At 61.4% G+C, this 24,887-nt stretch carries 10 protein-coding genes; 1 reads left to right on the top strand and 9 read right to left on the bottom strand.

The genetic code is table 11. The features are described 5' to 3' along the window. A partial coding sequence (locus tag H3U90_RS08250) for an InlB B-repeat-containing protein (protein ID WP_232345938.1) occupies positions 1 to 2,081 on the bottom strand: 2,081 nt, incomplete at its 3' end. Positions 2,082 to 2,497: 416 nt separating this feature from the next. Here H3U90_RS08250 and H3U90_RS01490 point away from each other — a divergent pair. After that, positions 2,498 to 3,526: a LacI family DNA-binding transcriptional regulator gene (locus H3U90_RS01490; protein ID WP_198176767.1), complete on the top strand. Its 1,029-nt coding sequence runs from the start codon at positions 2,498 to 2,500 to the stop codon at positions 3,524 to 3,526. A 5-nt stretch (positions 3,527 to 3,531) separates the two neighbouring features. On the opposite strand, the gene H3U90_RS01485 is transcribed toward H3U90_RS01490, so the two are convergent. The 8 genes from H3U90_RS01485 to H3U90_RS01450 form a co-directional block, all read right to left on the bottom strand. Further along, positions 3,532 to 5,955, bottom strand: a complete 2,424-nt coding sequence (locus tag H3U90_RS01485; RefSeq protein ID WP_198176766.1) for a beta-L-arabinofuranosidase domain-containing protein — start codon at positions 5,953 to 5,955, stop codon at positions 3,532 to 3,534. Between the two features lie 237 nt (positions 5,956 to 6,192). After that, positions 6,193 to 9,630, bottom strand: coding sequence for an RCC1 domain-containing protein (locus H3U90_RS01480; protein ID WP_198176765.1), 3,438 nt, complete (start codon positions 9,628 to 9,630; stop codon positions 6,193 to 6,195). 375 nt (positions 9,631 to 10,005) lie between these two features. Next, entirely contained in the window at positions 10,006 to 13,641 is a 3,636-nt protein-coding gene (locus H3U90_RS01475; RefSeq protein WP_198176764.1) for an RCC1 domain-containing protein, read from the bottom strand. Between the two features lie 358 nt (positions 13,642 to 13,999). Then, positions 14,000 to 17,311: an RCC1 domain-containing protein gene (locus H3U90_RS01470; RefSeq protein WP_198176763.1), complete on the bottom strand. Its 3,312-nt coding sequence runs from the start codon at positions 17,309 to 17,311 to the stop codon at positions 14,000 to 14,002. 817 nt (positions 17,312 to 18,128) lie between these two features. Beyond that, positions 18,129 to 21,677, bottom strand: a complete 3,549-nt coding sequence (locus tag H3U90_RS01465) for an RCC1 domain-containing protein (protein ID WP_198176762.1) — start codon at positions 21,675 to 21,677, stop codon at positions 18,129 to 18,131. Between the two features lie 492 nt (positions 21,678 to 22,169). Then, complete coding sequence (locus tag H3U90_RS01460; protein WP_198176761.1) at positions 22,170 to 22,835, bottom strand: TetR/AcrR family transcriptional regulator; 666 nt, start codon at positions 22,833 to 22,835, stop codon at positions 22,170 to 22,172. A gap of 7 nt (positions 22,836 to 22,842) precedes the next feature. Continuing rightward, positions 22,843 to 23,610 carry an ABC transporter permease gene (locus H3U90_RS01455; protein ID WP_198176760.1) on the bottom strand — a complete coding sequence of 256 codons (768 nt, stop codon included), beginning with the start codon at positions 23,608 to 23,610 and terminating at the stop codon, positions 22,843 to 22,845. A 5-nt stretch (positions 23,611 to 23,615) separates the two neighbouring features. Beyond that, the gene (locus tag H3U90_RS01450; protein WP_198176759.1) at positions 23,616 to 24,587 is read right to left on the bottom strand and encodes an ABC transporter ATP-binding protein; all 972 of its coding nucleotides are present in this window, start codon (positions 24,585 to 24,587) and stop codon (positions 23,616 to 23,618) included. Between the last annotated feature and the right edge of the window lie 300 nt (positions 24,588 to 24,887).

Raw genomic sequence — 24,887 nt, 5'->3', positions numbered from 1 at the left:
GTTCCCCAGGCGTAGGCGTTGCCGTCGCTGCCCACAGCCAAGGAAAAAGCATAGATATTGTTTTTTGATCCGCTGACTTGGCTGAACCTGATGCCCCGGCTGGCGCTGTCTGGCGGGGTGATGGTGGTGGATTCCCTGCCCAGCTGGCTGCCCTTGTCCGGGCTGATGCTCCACGTGCTGTTCCGGCTTGCCGGCGTCCACTCGGCGGTCAGGGTCAGATTCTTAGTGACGGGCTTGCTGAAGTCGTAGGCGACCTCGCCGGTGAACCACCCATCGAACAGGAAGCCTTGGCGCGTAGGGTCGGGGGAGGGCCGCTTCACCCTGCCGTTGGTGGTGGGGAAATGCTGGTCTGCTGGTTCGGGTTTTCCTCCGCCCGTGTTGAATCGGACCGTGAGCGTGGATCTTGGTTCCGCGCCTCGTGTCAGCGGCTGGTCGACCGTGTACTTCAGGCTCTTGGTGAAGGGCTGGCCGTCCTGACTACCTGTGATGAGAATGGCGGCTGGCCCTGGCTTGCGTGCGGGCATGTCCGCCTGCCATGAGCCGTTGTTCCTGGTGAGTTTAAGCGGCTGGCTGTCCATGCTGGCTGATTCCAAGGTGGATTCTATGATGGTGCTGATTCTTACTGGCTGGCCGGGCTGGCCCTGCCCGTCCAGGCTCCACCTGTAGATGCCGCCCTGCCTGTCCCAGGCGGTGATCCTGCTGCCGATGCGAACCGCTTGCATGTAGCGTTGGTTCTCTTTATTCGCACTGGTGGGTGTTTCGCCGGGCTTCCAGGCCCAGATATGGCCGTCCTTGTCCACGATGAGGGCCTGGCTGTCGTTGGTGGTGATCCGGCTGGCTTTCATGCTTTTTGGCAGGCTGAAAGCTGTGATGCTGGTTGTGCTGTCGGCCAGGTGATGGGTATGACCGTCTGTGTCCAGCAGGAGGAATCCCTGGTTGAGGGCTTGGACTTGGACGATGCGCATGCCCGGGTCCTGCTTGATGCGTTCTGGTTTGGCTTTCCCGGTGTTGATCGTCTCCAAGGTCCAGGCTTGTCCGTCCGCGTCCACGATGAGGGCCTGGATGCCGGAGGCGACGGCGGTGACGGCCTGCGCCTGCCCGGGCAGGCTGAACGTGGCCCGCTCAGTGGATTTCGGATCTTGGCCGGCCTGGTGGCTGTGGATTCGGCCCTGCCGGTCCACGGCCAGCAGCAGGTCTCCGTTCATGCTGATGCTGGTGAACCCGACATCCTGTCCGGTGTCGAAGAGCGTAGGCGCGGGCTGCTGGTTGTCCCAGGTGTATATGTGCTGGTCGGATCCGAGTGCTGCCTGCAGGTGGCTGCCGGCTGTGGCCTGCTGGTAGTGGAACCCTTCGTGAGCCTGGGCGGGGAAAGGAACCTGTTTGGGTGTGTGGTCCTGCGTCCAGGTGTGGATGCGGCCGTTGCCTGTCAGGCCGATAACCTGCTCTCCTGCGGTATGGACGTTGACATAGTAAGGCTCCTGCAGGCTGGGCGGCTTGATGGTTAGCCTAGTGCCGGTGGCGGGCCCGTGCTCCGGGCTCAGCGTCCAGTCCGTGGTTTTCGACCAGTGTGCTTTCAGGGTGGTGTCCTGGAGGATGGGAGTCTGGAAGACGTAGGGCTGGCCGTCACGTGTCCACCCGTCGAACCGGAAGCCGGGACGTTGCGGGTTCTGCTGCGGGGGAGTGGCGAGGGTGCCGGTTTTCACAGTTGATTGGGTAGGCGTGTTGCCGTCGGCCGGGTCGAAGTTCACCACATGCGAAGTTTGATCAGCGGTATCGGACGGCTTGGTTGAAGTGAATCCTGTGTTGTCGGGTGTTCCCGTCGTCGATGACGGAGTGTTTGGGCTTGCTGTTGGACTTAATGATGTGGTGGCTTGTATTGGCGAGGGTGAGGGCAGTGGGGTGCTGGTTGTGCTGCCGGGGGGGATGCCGGGGGTTTGTTCAGCTGTGTGGGGGGTCTGACGACCCCACTCGATGAATGGGGGAGCGTCCGCGTTGGCGGATGCCGTTGCCAGGCCTGCCAGCAGGCCCAGCAGGAGGATCGTCGTCGCCGAGGCGCGACGCAGACGGGTACCCAGATGCATAAGCCGACAACCTTTCGCCCGCACCGGACACAGTCACCTCGAACATCCCCAGAAACGTGCCGATGAATCCCTGCTTACAACGTCCTATCCGTCAGGATGCCGTCCAGCTCTCCACTGCTCAAGCCAGCCCCCACGCCGGCGTACAAGCCATATCGAAACCCAGCCAACTCCCCAACACCACTACACTCATCATGCTACCTGAAAAAACAAGAACACACGACGCCGTTTGTGATATCGGATCCGTATAGGTCAAGCCAGCCTCGGGCTTCGTACCAGCACAGCGTCTCTGTTTACCGCCTCACTGAAGACAAAGCAAGCAAGCATCGTATTGCAACCCGTATTTCAGCTTCAAGTTCCTTGTCTGCCCGGCGATAGAATGGGCTGACGGATCAGGCGCGAGGGAAGCGACGGCTTTAGTGACAACTTTGGACGATGTGGCCGGCGAGGCCGGGGTGTCGAGGATGACGGCATCCAATGCCTTGCGCGGCAAACCATCGGTCAAACCCTCCACGGCACGTCGTGTGCTGGAAGCGGCGCAACGACTGGGGTATCGGCCCAATTTGGCGGCCCGGCGGCTCAGCTCGGGCAGATCCGGAATCATCGGCTTCTCCACTGTGGAGCTGGACCGTTCGCCCTTCTCTGCTGCCCTGGCGGCGGCGGTATCGGATCAAGCCTTCAGCATGGGGTATCAGACGCTGATTCAGCAGACCCGGCAGATGGCCAGCTACGAGTCATCCATGGTGGCAGACATCGCCACCCAATTCTGCGAGGGGACTATCCTGTCCGCGCCGGCCCTATCCGCTGATTCCATTGCCGCGCTCAATCGACGCTATCCCTTGGTGGTCTTCGACGGGCCTCGACTGGACCAATCAGTAGACACCGTGCGCAGTCCTAACCGCAAGGGTGCCCAGGCTGCAGTCGAGCATCTGATAGACCGTGGTTGCCGGCGGATTCTGGTTCTTGGCGCCGCCTACAAAGCCCCGGACGAGCTGGCCCGGTCCAGCCTGGGGCGGGAACAGCGGCTCTTGGGGGCCATGCAGGCAGCACAAGGCCACGGAATCCGCATAGGGCCCGAAGATGTGGTCGACTGTGAGTGGGACCAGGGCAACGCCGACCAGGCCATGGCCGCCCTGCTGTCTCGCCGCAGGGATTTTGACGGGATCTTCGCCCTGACGGATGTGGTGGCCATCGGGGCCCTGCACGCGCTGGGGGAGCATGGGGTTCGGGTGCCCGGGCAGGTGGCCCTGATCGGTTTCGACGGGCTGGAAGTGTCCCGCTTCCTCACACCCGCCCTAACGACCATTCGCGTGGATACGGACCGGGTGGCGGCGGAGTGCCTGCGACTGCTCACGGCTCGGATGAAGGATCCGCCCGGCAGGCATCAGCCCGAGCAGGTGGTCCTGCCTTTCACGCTGGTGGAGGCTGGCAGCACAGCCCGGTCCTGAGCCCTTCAACCGCGAATCAACGCCAGAGTCAGCAGGTCAGGGGTGGCACCTTCGGCTCCGGCCTGGATCTGCACCCTGACGGCCCGGTCGGGCAGGGCATCCAATCCATGACCGGTCAGGGGGTAACGGTCCAGTACTCTGCCGTTTTCGCGGCTTCTTACGGGCTGGCCCAATTCCAGGCCTTCCGTCCGCAGGGAGTAGGGCGCGGCGCTGCCCTGGTCCCGCATGGCCACCTCCAGCATTTTCGCACCGCCGGTGGCATCCCGCAGCCGGTACGAGAAGCAGCCTCCGGCCAGGGCGTGACGGGTGTTGATTCCCTCAATCAGCTCCTGCCGGTCATTCCTACCCTGATACTCGTGGTCGATTTCGGACTGCTGGGACCCGCAGTCCACCCGGTCGCAGACCTGGAGCTCGTGGGCCTGCTCCTGTGCATCAATTTCTTCCAGGGCCCGGTGAACACGGTCCTTATCGCCATCCTGCGCCCAGGGCAGGTAGACCGAATATCGGGAGGCCTCGATGGAGGTGAATGGGACCAGCAGCAGGCGTGAATCGGTCCATCCCGGTTTCCCGTCCTTTGGTCTGGAGACGGCCACCTCTATGGCACCGTCGTCCTGGGGGTGGGGCAGCAGGAAGTCCTGGGGTTCTCCCTGGAGTACGGGCAGGTCGCCCAACGGACGCAGGGGGCCGGAGGCGATGTGTCCGGCACGGGAGTCGTCAGCCTTCAGGCCTATCAGGTCGGCATCGTCGCTACGGGCAGCCATGACCTTGACGCCGCGCAGCAGGCTGACCCAGTCCGACCCATCCGGCAGGGGCTCGGCAGTCACCCGGACCCGATGGCACAGCTCCAGGCTCATTCGGCCGGTCCAGGTCAGATGCAGGTGGTCGAAGCGGGGGCTGCCATCCGGATCGGACTTCGCCGGCTCGACGGTCAAGTTCGCCTGGCCTTGCGCAATCCGGTAGTCGGCATCCTCCACCCACCAGGGATGGCGTATGTCGAGGTCCAGAGTCTGCTGGCTTTCCCCGTCGGCCTCCAGATCCAGATGGCCCAGATTGGTGGTTCCAGGGCCGGGAGCGTAGGCCAGGTTGACCCGTAGCCCGCGCTGGGACCAGTCCAGGCTGGCGGGGATGAAGAGGTTGACCGCCAGGGACTCGGTTTTCTGGCCGGGATCCTCTTCGGGGCGGCGCTCGAAGATCATGGCACCGTAGCGGGCGTGGTTTTCCAGGCCGGTGCCCACACAGCACCAGAAGGAGCGCTGGGCGCTGGAATAGACCCGATAGTGCCGGGGTCGCATGGGGGTGAAGTAGACGAAGCCGTGCTCGCGGATGCCCACTGTGGAAACCAGGTGGTTGACCAGGACCCGCTCATAGAAGTCCAGGTAGCGGGCCTGCCCGGCGCGGTCGTAGAGGCGTAGGGCCAGCTTGGCCATGTTGTAGCTGTTGCAGGTCTCCAGGCCCTCGCGGGAGGTGACCATGGCCGAGAAGTCGTCCGGCGGATTGAAATGCTCGGAGATGGAGTGGGCCCCGATGGAGACTGTGCGCTTGTCCACCACACCATGCCAGAAGGTGTCCACGGCTGTGCGGAAGGTCTCGTCTCCGGTGATTTCGGCCAGACGCTCGTAGCCCAGGACCTTGGGTATCTGCGTATTGGCGTGCAGGCCGGTCAGCTGGTCCTTGCCGGCGGCCAGCGGCTCGAAGAAGGGACGGTCGGTCAGGCGGCGGGCCTGGCGAAGATAGCGGTCCTCTCCGGTCAGCTGATAAAGGCGGGCGAAGGCCTCGTTCAGACCCCCGTACTCGCAGGTCAGCATGGTCTGGAACTCCTGTTCGTCGATCCTGTCTGCCAGGTCGCACCACCAGTCGGCCAGGCGCAGGACCATGACGCGGGCCATTTCGGAGGCGCTCTTGGTTTGGAAGGACTGCCAGCAGTCCAACAGGCCGGCGAAGAGCTTGTGCAGGTTGTAGAGGGGCACCCAGGAGCCCAGAAGATCGAAGGACTGGGCCTGCACGTGACCCTCCCGCAGGTTCCGGAAGAGCTCGGCGCTGTGAGGCATGCCGCCCAGGAAGCCGTCGCCCGAGGCCTCCTGGCACTCGAGCAGGCCGGTCAGCATGCGGGTGGCGCGCTCCAGGAAGGGCCAGGTTCGCAGAGTCTGCCAGTAGGCCGCAAGTCCGGACAGGTAGTGGCCGCCGATGTGGCCATCCAGACCCATGGACTCCCAGTTGGGGTATGGATCCGCTGTGGCGGTTAGGCCTGCCTCGCGCCGGTAGGGGGCCAGAAGGCGATCGGGATCCAGGCTCAGCAGGTAGTCCGCGCCGGCCTGCTGTGCATCGGCGTAGACGCTGCCGGGGGTCAGACGGACCTGCGACGGGTTGAAGTGGGCATCCGACCCGGGACGGTTTTGCATGGACTGGGATTGATGGCGCGCATCGGTCATGGCTCCTCCTTGCGGTGCCGTTCGGACAGGCCTGCGATGGCGGAGTCGGCGGCATTGCTGATGATAATTGTAGCGCTACATATATTGTCCATTCCGGCAGGCTGCCATGCGATGCCAAAGTTGTCTGGCGGAAGAATATGGGTGGCCCCGTTGCGTTGGGGGAGTTAGGGCCACCCGTGTGGTCCGGGGGTGTTTGGGGATAGTGATAACCCGGACCTACTTACACGAGGGAAGTCTTTATTGTTGTCGGCTGAGGGTTTCCATCCGGTGGCGCCTGGCTGCTGCGGCGCATGCGAAGGCGAGTAGCCCGGCGATCAGCAGGGGGACCAGGCCGCCTCCGCCGGCCCTAGGCAACACGCTGATGGAGTTGTATCGATACGTGTTGCTGGTGTCGGGGGTCTGGTCTGCTCCGTTCAGCCTCCATTCGATGGTGACGGTTGATATGCCGGGCATATGCGCCGGCGTGGCAACCGTCCAGGTGCCATCGGGGTTCCTGGTCAGGTCGGAGGCTTCAACATTGTCGAACAGGACATGCGTGGGGATGCCTAGTTCGGGGAAGTTGTCCTTGGCTGGACTGGCGGACTGGGTGTCGCCGGTGTCGCGGCCCAGCTGGCCCTTGGCGTTGTCCCCCCAGCTGTAGAGGTTGCCGTCAGATCCCAGGGCCAGGCAGTACGATGCACCTGCGCTGGCCTGGGTGAAGGTGATCCCTGCCGGGGTATCCACCTTGTTGGGCCTGCCTGCCGAGATTTTGCCGCTGTCGCCCCAGGTGTACAGGCTGCCGTCGGAACCCAAGGCGATGGAATGCTTGCCTCCTGCGCTGGCCTGGGTGAAGGTGACGCCAGCCGGGGTGTCGACCTTGCCGGGCTTGTCTGCGGGGGTGCTGCCGGTGTTGCCCCAGGTGTAGAGGCTGCCGTCGTCGCTCACGGCCACGGAGTGGCTTACGCCTGCGCTGGCCTGGGTGAAGGTGACGCCAGCCGGGGTGTCGGCTCTGCCGGGCTTGTCTGCGGGGGTGCTGCCGGTGTTGCGCCCGAGCTCGCCGTGGGTGTTGTCTCCCCAGGTGTATATCTCGCCTTGTGTGTCCACGGCCACCGTGTGGCCCTGGCCTGCACTGACACTGGTGAAAGTAACATCTGCCGGGGTGTCGGCCTTGTCGGGTTTGTCAGCGGGGGAGCCGCTGGTGACGGTACGTCCCAGCCGGCCGGTGCCGTTGTCGCCCCAGGTGTAGAGGCTGCCGTCCGAGCCCAGAGCCACGGCATGAGATCCTCCTGCGCTCGCCTGGACGAAGGTGATGCCTGCCGGGGTCTCAACCTTGTTGGGCCTGTTGGCTGGGGTGCCGCTGGTGACTGTGCGCCCGAGCTCGCCGTGGGTGTTGTCTCCCCAGCTGTAGAGGCTGCCGTCGGAGCCCAGGGCCACGGAAAATCCGTAGCCCGCGCTGACATGGATGAAGTTGACGCCTGCAGGGGTATCCGCCTTGCTCGGGTGGCTGTCCTGCTTGCCGGCAGTGTCGCGGCCCAGCTGCCCATGGCTGTCGTTGTCCCCCCAGGTGTAGAGGCTGCCGTCGGAGCCCACGGCTGCGGAATGGATGTCTCCTGCATCGGCTTGGCTGAGCCGGATGCCGCGTTCCGGTGGCGGGGTCAGCGTGACGGTTTGGCCACCGGTCTCAGGCCCGTTGTCCTTGTCGAGCTTCCACCTGTTGCTGTCGGCACTGCTCCAGTGGGCGGTCAGAGTCGCCGAGCCGGTGACCGGCCTGCTGAAGTCATAGGCTGTGTCGCCGATGAACCAGCCGTCGAACAGGTGTTTATTCTTGGTTGGATCCTTGGCGGGGGGTTTCAGTCGGTTTCCCTCGGTCACGGGTTGGAAACCGAACCCAGTGCCACCGTCGGGGTCGAAAACGATAAGGTAATTGCCCAGGTATCTGTAGGACAGACGCGCGTCTGGACGCTCACCGTTCATCTTCCAGGTGATGACTACATCAACTCTGCCATGGTCATGTGGGGGCGTGGTGACGCTCCAGGTGCCGTCCGGGTTGGCGTCGAGGTTGCTGCCGGGCGTCCCGCCGAAACTCACATTATCGGGCTTGGGATCCTCGGGGAAGGCGACCATGCCGGGGCGGCTGTCGTACCTGCCACTGGTGGGGCGTCCCAATTCGCCGTACTGGTTGTATCCCCAGCTGTAGAGGTTGCCATCCGAGCCGATGGCCAGGGAGTGGGAATAGCCGGCGCTGACCTGGGTGAATTTTGCGATGCCCGTCGGCATGGTCACCTTGCCGGGTTTGGCCTCATATCTGGCTGATCCGGTGTCGCGACCCAGCTGGCCGCAATCGTTGCTTCCCCAGCTGTAGAGGTTGTCATCCGAGCCGATGGCCAGGGAGTACCTGCGTTCTGTGCTGATCTGGGTGAACTTCTTGACGCCTGCCGGCATGTTCACCTTGCGTGGTCTGCGGTCTTGTGTTGCTGATCCGGTGTTGCGTCCCAGCTGGCCAGATTCGTTCCAACCCCAGCTGTAGAGGTTGCCATCCGAGCCGATGGCCAGGGATGTCCACTCTCCAATCGCGATCCACGTGTATTTCTTGACGCCAAGCGGGGTGGAGACTTTGCGCGGTGTGCGGTCTTTGAAGTCAAGGTCGCCGGTGTAACGTCCCAGCTCGTCATAAGTATTGTCTCCCCAGCTGTAGAGGTCGCCGTCCGAGTCCAGAGCCATGGAGTAGAAGGTCCCTGCGCGGATCTGGGTGATTTTCGCGACGCCTGTCGGCAGGTTCACCTTGCCTGGCTTGGCATCATATGTGGCTGAACCCGTGTCGCGTCCCAGCTCCCCGTAGCTGTTTGCGCCCCAGCTGTAGAGGTTGCCATCGGAGCCTAATGCAAGGGAATGCCAGGATCCTACGCAGGCTTGGGTGAAGTGTACGCCGGCCGGAGGAGTGACCAGCCCCGGCTGATTGTCTCTCTTGGGTTCGCCGGTTGTCTCGCGTCCCAGTTGGCCTTGTTTGTTGTATCCCCAGCTGTAGAGGTTGCCGTCCGATCCCAGGGCCAAGGAATGAGAGGATCCTCCGCTGACCTGGGTGAAGCGGACGCCGGCCGGCGGGTTGACCAGGCTCGGTGTGCGTTTTTCTTCTTCGGGGGTTCCCAACTTGTAGTTGTTGTCCCCCCACCGGTAGAGGTTGCCGTCCGAGGCTATGGCCTGGGACCCGTCTTCTTCTGCCGGGATGATGTGGCTGAAGCGTATGTCTGGTTTGGTGGGCGGGGTCAGGGTGATTTTGGCGTATCCTCCAGTCTTCCCGGAGGCGGGGGAGAGGCTCCAGGCGCTTGTGCCCTTGGTCCAGTGGGCGGTCAGGGTGAGATCTGTGGTGACGGGTTGGGTGAAGTCGTAGGCCACCTTGGAGTCGCCGTTGGCGTCTTTGGCGAACCAGCCATCGAACAGGTAGCCGTCCCTGGTCGGGTCTTGCGCGGGACGGCTGGCCAAAGCACCGTCCTTGACGTTCTGGGAGTCGATGTCGCTGCCGTCGGCGCTGTCGAAGACGACCCGATATGAAGTTGAACCTGCCTGAGCACGGCTTGCTGCCGTACCGACGGATGCGTCTGTTTGCTGGTCTGCTGTAGTTTCTTCCAGTCTGGTCGGCTGGGCCGGGCCGATCGGTTTCGCGATGGCGTCGGCCGCAGTGAGGCCGCCGATGATCATGCTGGCTGGAAGAATGACAATAACTTTCAAAATGTCTACAACAATGGCTGACCGGGAAGACGCGTCCGGATGGCACATGATCGCTACAAACCCCTTTCCCAAGATAAGGCGGTCCGATGATGAAAACCCCAAGTTTTTTCATCGGTCGCATGCCGGGCACGTTCCCGGTAGCTAGAAAGAACGCTAGCATGCAGGTTCGGGTCTTAAGGGGAGCAACACTCGGATAAAACGAGTAAAAAATATTATGTCAAGTTGGGATGCGGATATTTTCCTCTAGGCGCAGAGATAAAAAAGAAAATGGGTGGCTCCCTGATTCCAGGGGGGTGCGGAGCCACCCATCATGTCCGGGCCGTTCTTGGGATGCGGCCCGACCGCTTACTCGAGCGAAGCGAATTCATGCTGGTGGCGTCCGGCTGCTAGGGCGCCGGTGGCGGCAAGCAGGCCTGAGGCGAGCAGGAGGAGTACCCCCGTGTTGCCTGTGAGGGGGAGGATGCCTTTGAAGGTGTAGCTGAGGTGGGTCGGGGTCTGGTTGGCGGTGCCCAGGGACCAGTCCACGATCACATCAGACAGTCCCGGATTGTGGGCTGGCGTGGCCAGGGTGACTGACCCGTCCGCGTTCTGCTGCAGGCTGTTGGCTGCCGTCTGGTCGAACCTTACGCCGGTAATCAGCGGCGGCGGATATAGCGCCACCAGCGTCGGCGTAATGATCTTCGTGCCGTTGTTGCTGCCCGTGCCGAGTTGCCCACGGTAGTTGTATCCCCAGCTGTAGCTCTTGCCGTCCTGACCGATGGCCATGGAACAAGCCGATCCTGCGCTGATCCGCGCGACCATGAACCCCTTGCCTGCGTTGTCCTGGCCTGCGGGGGGTGACACTTGTGAGGGGACGAGCAGCTCGGAGGTGCCCTGGTTGCCGCCCAACTGATCAAAGGTGTTTTCTCCCCATCCCCAGGCTGTGCCGCTATGGTCGATAGCCAGCGAATATGTGGCTCCGGCGATGATTTGGGCGGCCTGGAATCCCTGGCTGGCATCGGCAGGGTTTTTTACCTGCGTGGGTGTGGACCGGTCGGTCAGCGTGCCATCGCCAATCTGGCCCGATGTGTTCCTTCCCCATGCCCAGGCTGTGCCGTCCTGACCGATGGCCAGCGCGTGGAGTTCGCCCACGCTGATCATCCTGGCCTTAAAGGTCTTGCCGGCGTTCTTGGGATCGGGCACGGGGGCTGGGTCGGCAGCATATACGGTGCTGTATTTTCCTGTGCTTTGGCCGTTGCCGAACTGTCCGTGGTTGTTGTATCCCCAGGTGTATACGTTGCCGTCGGCGTCCAGGGCCATGAGGAAGCTGTATCTTGCGCTTACCTGGACCGCCTTCAACCCCTTGTCGGAGCCGCTGGGATCCTTGGCCAGGGCCGGTGTCAGTTTGGGCGCGCTATAGGTGTCCTGGTCGTTGGTTTCGCTGCCCCAGACGTAGACGCGCCCATTCAGGTCGATGGCTGCCGAATCGGTGAAGCCGGCGGTCACCTGGGTGGCCTTGAAGGGTTGTCCGTCTGGGCCCTTGACGGGCTGTGGCTTGGAGTGGTCTTGCCTGCTGCCGTCGCCAAGCTGGCCATATTGATTGTGTCCCCAGCTGTAGACGGTCTGGTCGGAGCCGATGGCCAGCACGTGGGTTCCGCCTGCGGCGACCTGCGTGTAGGTGAACCCGGTAGCTGCGCCGTCAGGCAGGGGGACCTTGGTCGGCGCGTACTGTGTGGCCGTCGTACTCGGATCCTGGCCCAGCTGCCCGTAGTCGTTGCCGCCCCAGGCGTAGGCATTCCCATCGCTTGTCACCCCTACAGAAAAACCGGCAAAATTATCGCTGGCGCTTATCTGGTTGAAGCGGATGCCCCGGCTGGTTTTGGGCGGGGTGATGGTCACCTGCTGGCCGCCCTGGGCATCGCCATTATTCGGGCTGATTGCCCAGCTGCCGATGTCTACAGGGCTCCAATGGGCGACCAGGGTGATGCTGCTGGTGACGGGCTGGCTGAAGTCATAAGCCACCTTGGATTCGCCTTTTGAGTCCTTGAGGAACCAGCCGTCGAACAGGAAGCCGTCTTTGGTCGGGTCTGCGATCGGGCGTGTGGCCTGCCTGCCTTCGGTGACGGACTGGGGTCCCGGCATGCCCGAGGGTGCTGTAGGGGAGTCACTGTCGGAAGAGAAAGTGACATGGTAGGTGTTCACGTATTGGTAGGTCAGGTGGGCGTCGGGCTGCTGGCCGTTCATGCCCCAGATGATGGTGACATCGGTCTTGCCTGCTGCATGCTGGGGCGTAATGACGCTCCAGGTGCCGTTCGACTCGGTGATGAGGTTGGTGCCGGGCGTCCCGCCGAAGCTGACGCTGACGGGTCTGGGATCCTCGGGGAATGTGACTGTGCCGGGGAGGGCGTCAGAACGACCAGTGGTCGTGCGTCCCAACTGGCTTCGGCTGTTGTCTCCCCAGCTGTAGAGGTTGCCGTCCGAGCCTAGGATCAGGGAGGAGGTATTTTCTGCGTTGATCTGGATGCAGCTGATGCCTGCCGGCAGGGATACTTTGCCCGGTGTGACATTTCTCAAGCTGTTGGCATCACGCCCCAGCTGGCCGAATTTGTTGCTCCCCCAGCTGTAGAGGTTGCCGTCCGAGCCTACGGCCAGGGTGTGTTGGTTTCCTGCGCCGAACTGGGTGAATCTCGTGACGCCTATGGGCAGCGTCACTTTGCCTGGATCGATGTTTTGTGTTGGTGTGTCGGTATCTCGTCCCATCTGGCCGTAGCTGTTGTAACCCCAGCTGTAGAGGTTGCCGTCTGAGCCCATGGCCAGAGAACACCATCCCTGTGCGGCAATCGCGGTGTATTTCGTAACGTCTTTCGGCAGGATCACTTTGTTCGGCAGGGTTCCTGGCTGTTCGCTGTTGGTGTTGCGTCCGAGTTCGCCCTGAGTGTTGTCTCCCCAGCTGTAAATGTTGCCGTCCGAGCCCAGAGCCAGGGAATAGAAGGTTCCCCCGCTGATCTGGGTGCAGGTGATGCCTGTCGGCATTGACACTCTGCCTGGCGTGGCGTCGTAGGTCGCTGATCCCGTGTCGCGTCCCAACTGGCCTCGGCTGTTGTCTCCCCAGCTGTAGAGGTTGCCGTCCGAGCCGATGGCCAGGGATTGCGAGTATCCGGCGGTGAACTGGGTGAAGTGGACGCCGGTCGGCGGGGTGACCAGGCCCGGTCTGTCAGCTGGCGTGATGGTGGTGCTGCGTCCCAGCTGCCCGTTGTCGTTTAGTCCCCAGCTGTAGAGGTTGCCGTCCGAGCCCATGGCCAGGGAAAGGCTCATTCCTGCGCTGGTCTGGGTGAAGTGGACGCCGGTCGGAGGGGTGACCAGGCCTGGGGTGCCTTCTGGCGCCTTGCTCGGTGCGGTGGCTGGTGTCTCATTGGTGTCGCGTCCCAGACTTGCTTTGTTTTGTCCCCAGCTGTAGAGGTTGCCGTCCGAGCCCATAGCCAAGGTATGCCATAGACCCGAGCTGATGTGGCTGAATCGTACGCCGGGTTTGGCGGGTGGGACCAAGGTGATCTTGTCGCCTCCGGCGGCTGACCCGGAGGTGGGGGAGAGGCTCCAGGCACTGGTTCCCTTGGTCCAGTGGGCGGTCAGGGTGAGGTCTGCAGTGACGGGTTGGGTGAAGTCGTAGGCAAGATTGCCGGTGAACCAGCCGTCGAACAGGTAGCCGTCCCGGGTCGGGTCCTTGGCGGGCCGGCTGGCCAGTGCGCCGTCATCGACGTTTTGAGGGTCGATGCTGCTGCCGTCGGCGCTGTCGAAGGTGACGGTGTGCCTTGTTGAGCGTGCCTGGGGGCGGCTGTCAGGTGTTTGATCGTGTTCGGGTGTGGTGTTCAGTGGCGAGGGTGTGGTGTTCAGTGGCGAGGGTGTTGGTGTCAATGGGGACCGGGGTGTCGTCGGCGTGGTCTGCAGCGTTGGCTGGCTTGTGTCGGTGTTGGTGTCGGTGTCGGCTGTGGCGAGGCTGCCCATGATCAGACATGCGGGCAGGATGATGGCAAGCAGAAGGCTCGCGGCAATGCATGGCCGGGCAGAAGCATCCCTATGGTGCATGATGGCTGCGAACCCCTTTCCCCAAACAGGTGGCTCGATGATGAAAATCCCCAAGTCGCTTCACGAGACGTGTGCCGGGGACCATCCCGACAGCTGTATTGCAGTCTATCATGCGCGGACGGGCAAGAGTGAAAGCAACACCCGGGTGAATGCAACACCCGGTTGAATAAAGAAGGGTGGCTCCGCTGTGTTGGGGGATTGCGGGGCCACCCTGTAGGGCCAGGATCGTCATAATTTGGGGATAGACGTAATCCGGGCCTGCTTACTCGTGCGAAGTCTACTGATTCAGGCTTCTGGCCTTTCTCATGCGTCGCGCTGCCATGGTTGCTGTGATGATGAGCAGACCAACGGCGAGGGGCAGGAATATGCCGGTGCCGCCGGCCCGAGGCAGGACGCTGATGGAGGTGTACAGGTAGGTGTTGCTGGTGTCAGGGAGTTGCGTAACCCCGTTCAGCGTCCAGTTGATGGTTACCGTAACCGGCCCTGGTGTGTAAGGCGGCGTAGTCACATTCCAAGTGCCGTCATTGTTGGCTGTCGGATAAATTCCGCTCGTATTGCCGAACTGAACGAGTTTGGGAATACCGATTCCAGGGAAAATGATCTTGCCTGGATGCGGATCATGGTCACCGCTGATGTCGCGTCCCAACATACCTTGGTCGTTCTTTCCCCAGCTGTAGGTGTTGCCGTCCGATCCTATGGCTGAAGAGTGATTGCCTCCTGCCTGAGGCTGGATGAGGGTGATGCCGGCTGGAGCGTCCACTTTGGTAGGCAGATAGTCGGATTTGCCGCTGGTGGTGCGTCCGAGTTGTCCGCAATCGTTGTATCCCCAACTGTAGAGGTTGCCGTCAGATCCTGTGGCGAGGGCAAAGTAACTTCCCGCCACAAACCGGGTGAAATGAACATCTGACGGCATGACGACCCTGGAAGGGGTCGCAGAAATCAGTGCCGTGTTTCCCAACTGATCTTTGTTGTTGCCTCCCCAACTGTAGAGATTATTGTCGGAGCCGAGAGCCAGCGAGAAGTTCAGGCCCGTGCTGGCTTGTGTAAATGTGACGCCGGTTGGGGCCTTTACTTTGTAGGGCAGAGGGTCATATAGGTCAGTTGTCGTACTACGTTGGCGGCCCAGTTGGAACGAATTGTTGTATCCCCAGCTGTAGAGGTTGCCGTCCGAGCCCAGGGCAAGGACATGCTTGCTGAATGGACCTGTGAAAACCTGGGTGAATGTGATGCCTTCGGGTGCAGCGACTCTAAGAGGGTCTCTGCTCTTTAATCCTGACCTGCCTTGCCCTAGTGCGCCTTCTCTATCGTCTCCCCAGGCGTAGAGGTTGCCATCGGAGCCTAATGCCAAGGCGAAGCTATCGCCCGCGTAGACTCGAGTGTAGTGGATTCCCGCAGGCGGTGCCACTTTGTCTGGGGGATTGCGATTGTTGGCGAAGGTATTGCGTCCCAGCTGTTCACAATCGTTGCTTCCCCAGGTATATACATAGCCGTCTGAGCCAAGGGCCAAGGCGAACTTTTGTCCTGCAGCGGCCTGGGTATAGCGGACTCCGGCGGGAGTTTCCACCACGACAGGCTTATCTGAGGGGGTGTGTCCAAGTTGGTAATTATAGTTTGTCCCCCAACTGTAAAGGTTGCCGTCTGAACCGAGAGCCAGGGAAAAATCCTGTCCCGCTTGGATCCAAGAGAAGCGGATTCCACGTGGGCCTTGCGGCGGGGTGAGTTTGACGCTCTGGCCGCCGGTTTGCGGTCCTTCTTTCTTGTCGATGGTCCAGTGCGAGACGGGACTGAAGTGGGCGACCAAGGTGATGTCGCCGGTGACGGGCTGATTGAAGTCGTAGGCTATATTGGAGTCGCCCTTGGAGTCTTTGAGGAACCAGCCGTCGAACAGATAGCCGTCCTTGGCCGGATCCTTGTCGGGGCGGACGGCCTGATCGCCATCCATGACCCGCTGGGCATCTGGTGTTGGTGTACCGCCTGCACCGTCGAAAGTGACTGTGTACGTGGAACCATCATACTTGTAGGGCAGGTGTGCATCGGGCTGATGGCCGTTCCTGATCCATGCGACTGTTAGGTCCACCCGGCCCTTTTCGTGCGCTGGGGTGCGGAAACTCAAGGTGCCGTTCTGGTTCTTGGTCAAGTCGGTAATCGGGGTTCCATCCAGCTTGGCGCTGATGAATTTGAATGCTTGTGGGAAGTCGGCCTTGTTTGGTGTGGTAACTGGCACACTGCTGGTGTTCCCGGCACCCAGCTGGCCGCTGCTGTCGTCTCCCCAGTCGTAGAGGTAGCCGTCCGAGCACATAGCCAGGATGTGCCTGTACCCCGCACTGAATTGAGTATAGGTGATGCCATCGGGCATGTTCGCTTTGCCCGGCTGGTTTGTGGTTTCACCACCTGTATCTCGTCCCAGCTGGCCGCTGCTGTTGTCTCCCCAGCTGTAGATGTTGCCGTCGGAACCAGTCGCCAGAGAATAGTCGTATCCCGCGCCGACCTGCCTTGTTCTGATGCCGTCAGGCAGGGCTACCTTGCTGGGCTGGCTGGTGCTGCCATACCCCCAGTAGTATGCATTGCCATCTGAATCAACAGCCAGTGTGTGGCGGTATCCTGCGCTGACCTGGGTGAAGCTCAAACCGTCCGCAGTATCCATCTTGTATGGCTGATTGGCCGGTTCGCTGGCGGTGGGGGTGCGTCCCAGCTGGCTGTTGCTGTTGTCTCCCCAGCTGTAGACGCTGCCATCAGAGGCGAGTGCAAAGGAAGCCGTGCCGCCCGCGGACACCTGGGTGAACTTTACGCCTTTTGGAAGCGGTATTGGGTTCGGGTACGCGTGCCCATAAATCGACGAGTCACCATGGAGTTCGTCGGTTTCGCGTCCCAGCTGGCCGCTGCTGTTGTCTCCCCAGCTGTACACAGTTCCGTCCGAGCATGTGGCCAGCACATAGTTTGGTCCTGCGCTGACCTGAACAAAGCTTTTGGAGGAATTTGTAGATGGGACCACCTGATTTGGCACGGGACTTGATGAGTGGACGAGACCTAGTCCTGACTGGCCTTTTTCATTGCTTCCCCAGCTGTATAGATGGTTACTGATATCGATGGCCACAACAAATTCGTCTCCTGCGCTGACCTGGATGAAGCGAGTGCCGCCTGGAACGTCTACTCGTCCAGGCCGATCGGCAGGTTCGCTGGCGGTGGGTGTGCGTCCCAACTGCCCCTCGCTGTTGTTGCCCCAGCTGTATAGCACTCCGAGCGAGTCAAGGGCTAGTGAAAAGTCTTTTCCTGCGCTGAACTGGCTGAAGCGAATATCTCCTATGGCCGGCGGGGTCAGGGTTGCTGTCGTGTTGCCGGTGGCAGGACCATGGTTGGGGCTGAGACTCCAGGAATTGAGACCCTTGACCCAGCGGGCTGTCAGCGTGAGGTTTTCGGTGACGGGCTGGGTAAAGTCATAGGCGACATCCCCAATGAACCAGCCGACAAAGGAATAGCCTTTGCAGTAGGGGTCTGGGGGACGTACCACCCTGCTTCCACGGCTGAGCGTTGACTTTTGTGTTGACGAACCTATTGTGCTGTCAAAAGTTACTGTGTATGTTGTGGCCAAGCGTGGCTGGACCGAGTTTCCGTTGCTTTCGTTTGCCTTGTCAGCATTATTGGAATCACTGTCAGACGGGGTGGCCGTAGGAGCAGGGGAGGAGTCGGAAGAGGGAGTCGGCTTGGTGGGATTCTGGGGTGCGGTAGTAGCCGACGGCGATTCCGATGTGTCTGGGGCAGTGGAAGGCGTTGATGGTGTTGCTGAGGTGTTTGGGGTTGCTGTAGGTGAAGAAGGTGTCGCGGGTTTTGTTGACGGGCTCTGCGAGATTATGGTGCTGGAGGAAGTGCCGGGGTTTTGCTTATCTACCCGAGCGGTCGGTCGACCCCCCCCCCCCCGGTGCCTTCTAGAGCAGTCTGCGCGCTCGCGCTGGCTGCACTGGAATCGTTCATGACCGGCTCGGCAGTGGCAGCGAAGCCAGTCAGAAGGCTGGTAGGCAGGATAATCGCGAGCAGAAGGCCAGCAACAGTGGATGACCGAATCTGCTTTTTCCGACGATGACGCATGATGGGTGCGATCCCCTTCCTCAAAATCAACGGCCCGTTAATAAAAATCCCAAGAAAAACGAGCTGCACGCCGGGAACGGTCCCGGCTTCTATCTCATCATGCTACCACGCTCTACACACATTGACTGCGGGACTGGAATTCGGCGGAAGTGCCGGTGTCAGCCGCTGCCTTGTGGGTGTCTATATTGCGTTGTTTTCCTTTTGCAGCTGGGGTTGATGTGACAGGGGAATGAGATAAGGGGGGGGGGTAGGTGGCTCCGCTGAGTTGGGGTCTGCGGGGCCACCCTGTCTGACCGGGCCACCTTGGGGTGTGGCCTGGCTGCTTACTCGTGTGAAGTCTTCAAGGCTTGCAGGCTTTGTGCTTCCCGCTGGTGGCGTCCGGCTGCGATGGCGCCTGCGGCGGCGAGCATTCCTGCGGCCAGCAGGATCATGGTCCCGCTGCTGCCTGCGCGAGGCAGCATGCCTTCGTAGGTGTAAGCCAGGTGCGCCTGGGTCTGGCTGGTACCGCCAAGTGTCCAATCCACAATCACGTCAGCCAGGCCCGGATTATGGGCGGGGGTGGTCAGGGTGACGGAACCGTCAGCGTTCTGCCGGAGGGCGTCGACCACTGTCTGGTCGAAGCTGACGTCGGTGATCAGCAGCTCCGGGTTGAAGGCGATCAGGGCCGGGGTGCTGCTCTGAGTCGTGCCCCCGTCGCCAAGTTGGCCGTATGCGTTGTCGCCCCAGGCGTAGGCGTTACCGTCCTGGCCAATGGCCAGGGAGTGGTTTCGTCCTGCGCTGGCGCGCGCTGCTGCGAGCCCGCTGCCGGCCTTGTCTTGGCCGGCGGGCGGCGATACTCGCGTGGGCTTTGGCTGGTCGCTGGTGCCCCCGTCGCCGAGCTGGCCGTCGGTGTTCCATCCCCATGCCCAGGCTGCGCCGTTCTGGTCGATGGCCAGGGAGTGATGCACGCCGGCGCTGATCCATGCGGCCTGCAATCCTTGGCTGGAGCCTGTGGGGCTTGGCACCCGCTTGGGGGAGGGCTTGCTGGTTTTCGTGCCGTCGCCCAGCTGCCCGTGGTCGTTGTAACCCCACGCCCAGGCTGCGCCGTCCTGGCTGATGGCTAGGGCGTGGTTGGCTCCTGCGCTGATCTGCGCGGCTTTGAAGGTCCTGCTGGTGTTCCCGGGGTCAGGTACGGGTGCCGGATCTGCGGTGTATGTGGTGCTGTACTCTCCTGTGGCCGTGCCGTTGCCAAGCTGCCCGTAGTTGTCGTATCCCCAGCTGTAGAGGCTGCCGTCCGTGTCCATGGCCATGATGAAGCTCCATCCGAGGCTGACCTGGGCCGCGTGCAGTCCCTGGCTTGAGCCATTGGGGTCCTTGGCCAGTGTCGGCGTCGGTTTGGACCTGCTGTATGCGGTGTAGTTGTTGTTTTCGCTGCCCCAGGTGTAGACGCGTCCCTGCTGGTCGATAGCGGCTGAGTCGTAGGCGCCGGCGCTCACCTGGACGGCTTTGAAGGGCTGGCCATACTCGCCTTTGACGGGTTGCGGCTTGGAATGGTCTGTGGTGGTGCCGTCGCCCAGCTGCCCGTGGTCGTTGGCCCCCCAGCTGTAGACGATGTCGTCGCTGCCGACGGCCAACACGTGGTAGCCGCCTGCCACGGCCTGCGTGTAGGTGAAACCGGCTGGCACGCCGTCGGGCAGGGGGACCTTGACCGGCGTTTTCTGCGGGGTGCTGCTGGTAGTGCCCTGGCCGAGCTGGCCCTGCTGGTTGCTGCCCCAGGCGTAGGCGTTCCCGTCGCTGGCCACGCCCACGGAGAATCCGCGGAAGTCCCCGGCCTGGTAGCCGCCGGCGCTGACCTGGTTGAAGCGGATGCCCCGGCTTATCTTGGGCGGTGTGATGGTCGCCTGCTGGCCGCCCAGGGCGCTGCCCTTGGCCGGGTTGATCGACCACCCGCCGGTGTCGGCTGGGCTCCAGTGGGCGATCAGCGTGATGTCTCCGGCGACCGGATGGCTGAAGTCATAAGCCACATTGGAACCGCCTTTGGCATCCTTGAGGAACCAGCCATCGAACAGACAACCGTCTGCTTTTGGATCCGGATAAGGGCGCTTGACCTGCCCGCCCTCTATGACGGACCGGTCTGCCGGCATGCCTGAAGGCGTCGGACAGGCAGCGTCCGTGGATGTGAATCCTACCTTGTATTTGGGCCCAGTGTATGTGTAGGACAGGTATGCGTCCGGCTGCGGCCCGTTCATGCTCCAGGAGATGGTGACATTCACCCATCCCTTGCTGTGCGGCGGAGTGGTGACGCTCCAGGTGCCGTCCGCGTTGGCGGCCAGCCCTGTGCCCGGTGTCCCGCCGAATTCGATGCTGGTGATCGCGGCATGGTTAGTCAGGGGAATCGTACCTGGCTGATAGGAATCCCGTTTCTTGGTGTCTCGTCCCAGTTGGCCGTTGGAGTTGCGTCCCCAGCTGTAGAGGTTGCCGTCGGAGCCGATTGCCACAGCATGATCGCCGCCTCCGATAACCTGGGTGTAGTTGACGTTCTTCGCTGGCGGGTCGATTTTAGTTGGTTGTGGATCTGTCGTATTCCAATATGGCCTTGCCAGTTGCGCATGGCTGTTGTTTCCCCACGTGTATAGGATCCCTTGGTCGTCCAAGGCGAAGCCATTCCAGTCTCCCGCACTGATTTGGATTATGCGTGTCTTTGTGGGCACGTTGACCTTGCCTCGCGGGTTGATCCTTGCGCTGCCGGTGTTTCGTCCCAGCTGGCTGAAATTGTTGTATCCCCAGCTGTAGAGCACCCCATTCGAATCCAAGGCCAGGCAGTGCATGCCTTTGGCAATTACTTGCGTGTAGCGGACTCCGGCAGCAGGAGGATCCACTTTTCCCGGACTGTCGGCCGGCGTGGTGCTGGTGTCGCGGCCTAGCTGACCATGACCATTGCCTCCCCAGCTGTATAAGTTCCCATCAGTGTCGAAGGCCATGCAGTAGTCATATCCGGAGGTGATCCGGGTGAAACGGATTCCGGTCGGGGTGTCCACTTTGCCCGGCCTGGCGCTCGGCGTGGTGATGGTCTCGCGTCCCAGTTCGCCGTCGCTGTTGTATCCCCAGCTGTAGATGCTGCCGTCCGAGGTTAATGCTTCTGAGTGGTACTTTCCTGCGCTGACCTGGGTGAAACGAACTCCTGCAGGGGCGTCCACCTTTCCTGGAGTGTCGGCTGGCGTGGTGCCGGTGCCGCGCCCAAGCTGACCATAACTGCTGCTGCCCCAGCTGTACAGGTTCCCTTCTGAATCAAGGGCCAGGGAGTGATCGTAACCTGCACTGACCTGGATGAAGCGAAGTCCGGCTGGGGTGTCTTCCCTGCTTGGCTGCCAGTTGTAGTCGGAGCCATACATTTCTCCCCAGTGGTAGATGCTGCCGTCTGATCCCACCGCCACGGAGTATTGGTATCCTGCACTGAACTGGCTGAAGCGGATGGTCCGGGCAGGAGGTGCAGTAAGGGTGATAAGAGTGTTGCCAGCTGTGGGGCCTTGGGTGGGTGAGAGGTCCCAGACATCACCGTTTTTGGTCCAACGGGCTTCCAGAGTCATGTCGCCGGTGACGGGCTGGCTGAAGTCGTAGGCGGTCAAAGTGCCGCTGATGAACCAGCCATCAAACGAATAGTCGGGTCGGGCTGGGTCGGCAGGCCTCTGCGCTTGGGCGCCTTCATCGACGGTCTGATCGGGTGTGGTGGTCCCGCCCTCTGTATCAGTGAACTTGATGGTGTATTGGGCGGCTGAGCGGGTCTGGGGATTTTCGACGTTCGTGCTTGGCGCAGCGGATGCTGTAGGTTGAATTGGCTCCAGGGGCGACGATGTGTGTAAAGGCGATGGTGTGGCCAGCGGTGATTGGGGCATCGAAGGTACGGTTGTCGGCGTTGCCTCGCTGGGGGAAACGCCGGAATTTTGCTCAGCTACGCCAGGGGTCTGCCGACCCCCCCCCCCCTGTGCCTCCTGTTGTGGCTGGCGCGCTCGTACCGGCCACAGCAGGCTCGCTGGCATCGGCGCTGGTGCCGGCAAGAAGGCCTAAAGGCAGGATGACAGAGAGCAGAAAACAGACTGCTGCAGCCGGTCCGATAGACGTGTGCTGACGCTGACGCATGGTAAGTAAAATCCCCTTCCCCAAAGGCTGTCCCACCGGCCCCCTACCGGTTGAGATACCCTTGGAGACTTCCCCGACGTTGCGCAAATCCCCATTCCTCTGTGCGAGGGTGCAAGCAGGAAGCCTAGCGACTTTCAACTATACTACGTACTGATAAGGCTCTCTCAGGTGGAATGTCGTGAAGGCGATTCGCATTAGGACATCAAAGTTTAGGGGTGCGTGGCCGGGAACGATCCATTGGCCACTGATCAGGCGGGCCAGCCGGCGATGAGGGCGTGCAGGCCCTTGCGGTAGCTGGTCTCCATAAGGGCACTGATTCCGTCGTCCGTAGAGGCGAAGAGCGTTTTCAGATCATCGAATCCTTGGGTATCCTCGGCCAGTCTTTTGACCAGATCCGTATTGGTTTGGCCACCTGCACCGCCGACTGGGGGAGAGGCCTGGGCGATGGCACTGCCCAGGGTCAGTCCGGCCAGGCTGTTGAGCAGGTGGATGATGTCTGAATCGACCTTGAGCCCGTGAACGGTCAGTTGATTCAGCCAGGTGCTGACCATGTGGAAGGACTGGTCGGTGTTGATGGGATGCGTGGCCATGAGCGGAAGCGCCCGGGGATGCGAAAGCAGCGTCCGGTGAACCTGGAGCATGACATCTTCAAGCGCTTGCCGCCATCCCATGCCCTGGGGTATGGAGTCCAGGTCGGTGGCTGACTGCCAGATGAGCTCGACGATTCCATCAAGCAGGGCGGCCTTGCTGGGTACATGGCGGTAGATGGCTGGTCCTGACACCCCCATTTGCTTGCCCAAGGCGCGGATGTTCAGGGCCTCCAGTCCGTGCTCGTCGACGAAATATAGGGCAGAGCGCAGAATGTAGTCTCGGTTGAGCGTCGTCTTGACGGGTGCCTTGGGTGGGTCAGCCATGCCTTCCTCACTCCTTCCGCTGTACTCCTCTTTTGAATAATACCGTTGCCAGAAGAGCCAGGGCGAGCAGGAAGGCCAGCAGGATGCGCAGATCAGGCCAGATATCCGCCATTCCGGCATGTTCGAAGTTGATTTTTCCTACGGCGTCCATGGCCCAGTAGACGGGGCTGCCCTTGGCCAGTTTCTGCGCCCAGTCCGGGAAGCCGGAGACAGGGCTGAGCGCACCTCCCATACCAGCCAGGAGCATGCCAAGAATGTTGTTGAAGGACATGGCCATGTTCTGCGAGGACGAGAAGATGTAGAGCAGCAGGCCGAAGAGGGTCAGCACAATCGAAATGGCCAGGCTGACCGCGGCCAGAGCCAGGACTGATCCATTGGGCCGATAGTGGTAGAGCGCCGTACCGATCAGCATGACTAGAGAGACCTGGACCACCTGCACCATGAAGGACACGCTCAGTTTGGCCATGACCAGGTCGAAGAGGGAGACCGCCGACACCCGCATCCTGTCCCAGGTGTGCCATTCGTGCTCCTGAAAGAAGAGTTGGAGGACCAGTTGCAGTGAGAACATGGAGAAAAGGATGGCGAACCCCGGAAGCGCTTGCTCGGATCCGTTCGCGCCCAGATGCCCTTGGGCCCGCAGGGAGTCACGGTAGGAGGGCAGCATGAAGGGGATGATGATCAGGGGAATGGCCACGATGACCGCCTGCAGCCAGATGCTTCGCAGCTCGATTTTGAAATTGAGTCGGAAGGCTGCCAGGTAACCGTTGAAATGCATGGCGCTCACCTGTCTTCCCATGCTGGTGACCCGGCAGGATTGCTTGAGGATGCACCCATGACTGCCATGTAGGCCGACTCGATGTCAGGCTGGACGATGGTGACTGACGACAGACGGGCCTCTTTCATGACCGGCTTCTGCAGGAGGCGGGCCAACTCCTGCTCTGGACTGGACACCGGGTGATCGGGCTCCAGGAAGCCGTCTGCCGTCCGCCATCCCGGGATCTGGCCTGGGGCCTGACCGACGAAGCTAATACGCAGGGATGCCCTGGCGTATTTGTGGAGCACCTCCTGCAGGGAGCCCTGGACCTTGATCCGCCCGTCGATCAGGAAGGCCAGGTCCGCGCCCATCTCCTCCAACTCCTTCAGATAGTGGGTGGTGTAGATGATGGTGGTGCCCTGCCGGCTCATGGCCTTGACCATGTCCAGTATTCTGGCACGGGCCTCTACATCCGCTCCGACCGTCGGCTCGTCCAGGAAGAGCACCGGGGGATTGTGGACCATGGCCATGGCAGTGTGGAGGCGGCGCTTTTGTCCTCCCGATAGATCCTCGGCTGCTGTTCCTGACTGGGATCCCAATCCCATGAGCTCTATCAGTTCGTCGGCCCTTTTGCTGCATTGCTTGGTGTTCAGTCCCTGCAGACCGGCCATGCCGCGCAGGTTGTCCCGGACGCTGAGGTGGGGATAGATGCCCAGGTCTTGCGGAGCAAGTCCGATGACCCGGCCGAAGATGCGTGAAGGGGTTCGATAGGGGTTGTGCCCCTCGACAGTGATGTGGCCTGAGTCCGGCTGGCCCAGCCCGGTCAGTGCCGAGATCAGTGTTGATTTGCCTGCCCCGTTCCTGCCCAGCAGGCCAAGGATGCTTCCACGTCTGATCTGAAGATCCACACCTTTGAGCACCTGCTTGCTCCCGTATGATTTGCGCACCTGGCGACAGGACAGGGCATATTCTCCTGAGTCGTTTCTTGCAGGTTGCAAGGTATACCTCCTAACGATCGTTGGTGATTAACAATGTAAACTATAATAACATTGTTAACATCCTGGTCTCGTCGAGGTTTTCATGGGCCGCATTGTGGGCTGCGTCGGCTTTCGGATATTCTGATGTGGCGTGGCAGGGATATACGCCTTGCATTGACTTGCAAGTAGTATGATTTTCGTTAGCAGTGTTGGGAATCCGATAATTGCTCTTCAACGAAGAAGACCGGGGGGATTGATCGACCATGCAGTGGGATTGCTCAACTGTGAACGGGACGCCTTTTTCGTTCACTGGGTACGATT

This window comes from Bifidobacterium sp. W8103 (genome assembly GCF_016100775.1).
Lineage (GTDB): Bacteria > Actinomycetota > Actinomycetes > Actinomycetales > Bifidobacteriaceae > Bombiscardovia > Bombiscardovia choladohabitans.
The sequence above is the reverse complement of the archived record's forward strand: the minus strand, read 5'-3'. Positions and strand labels throughout refer to the sequence as shown.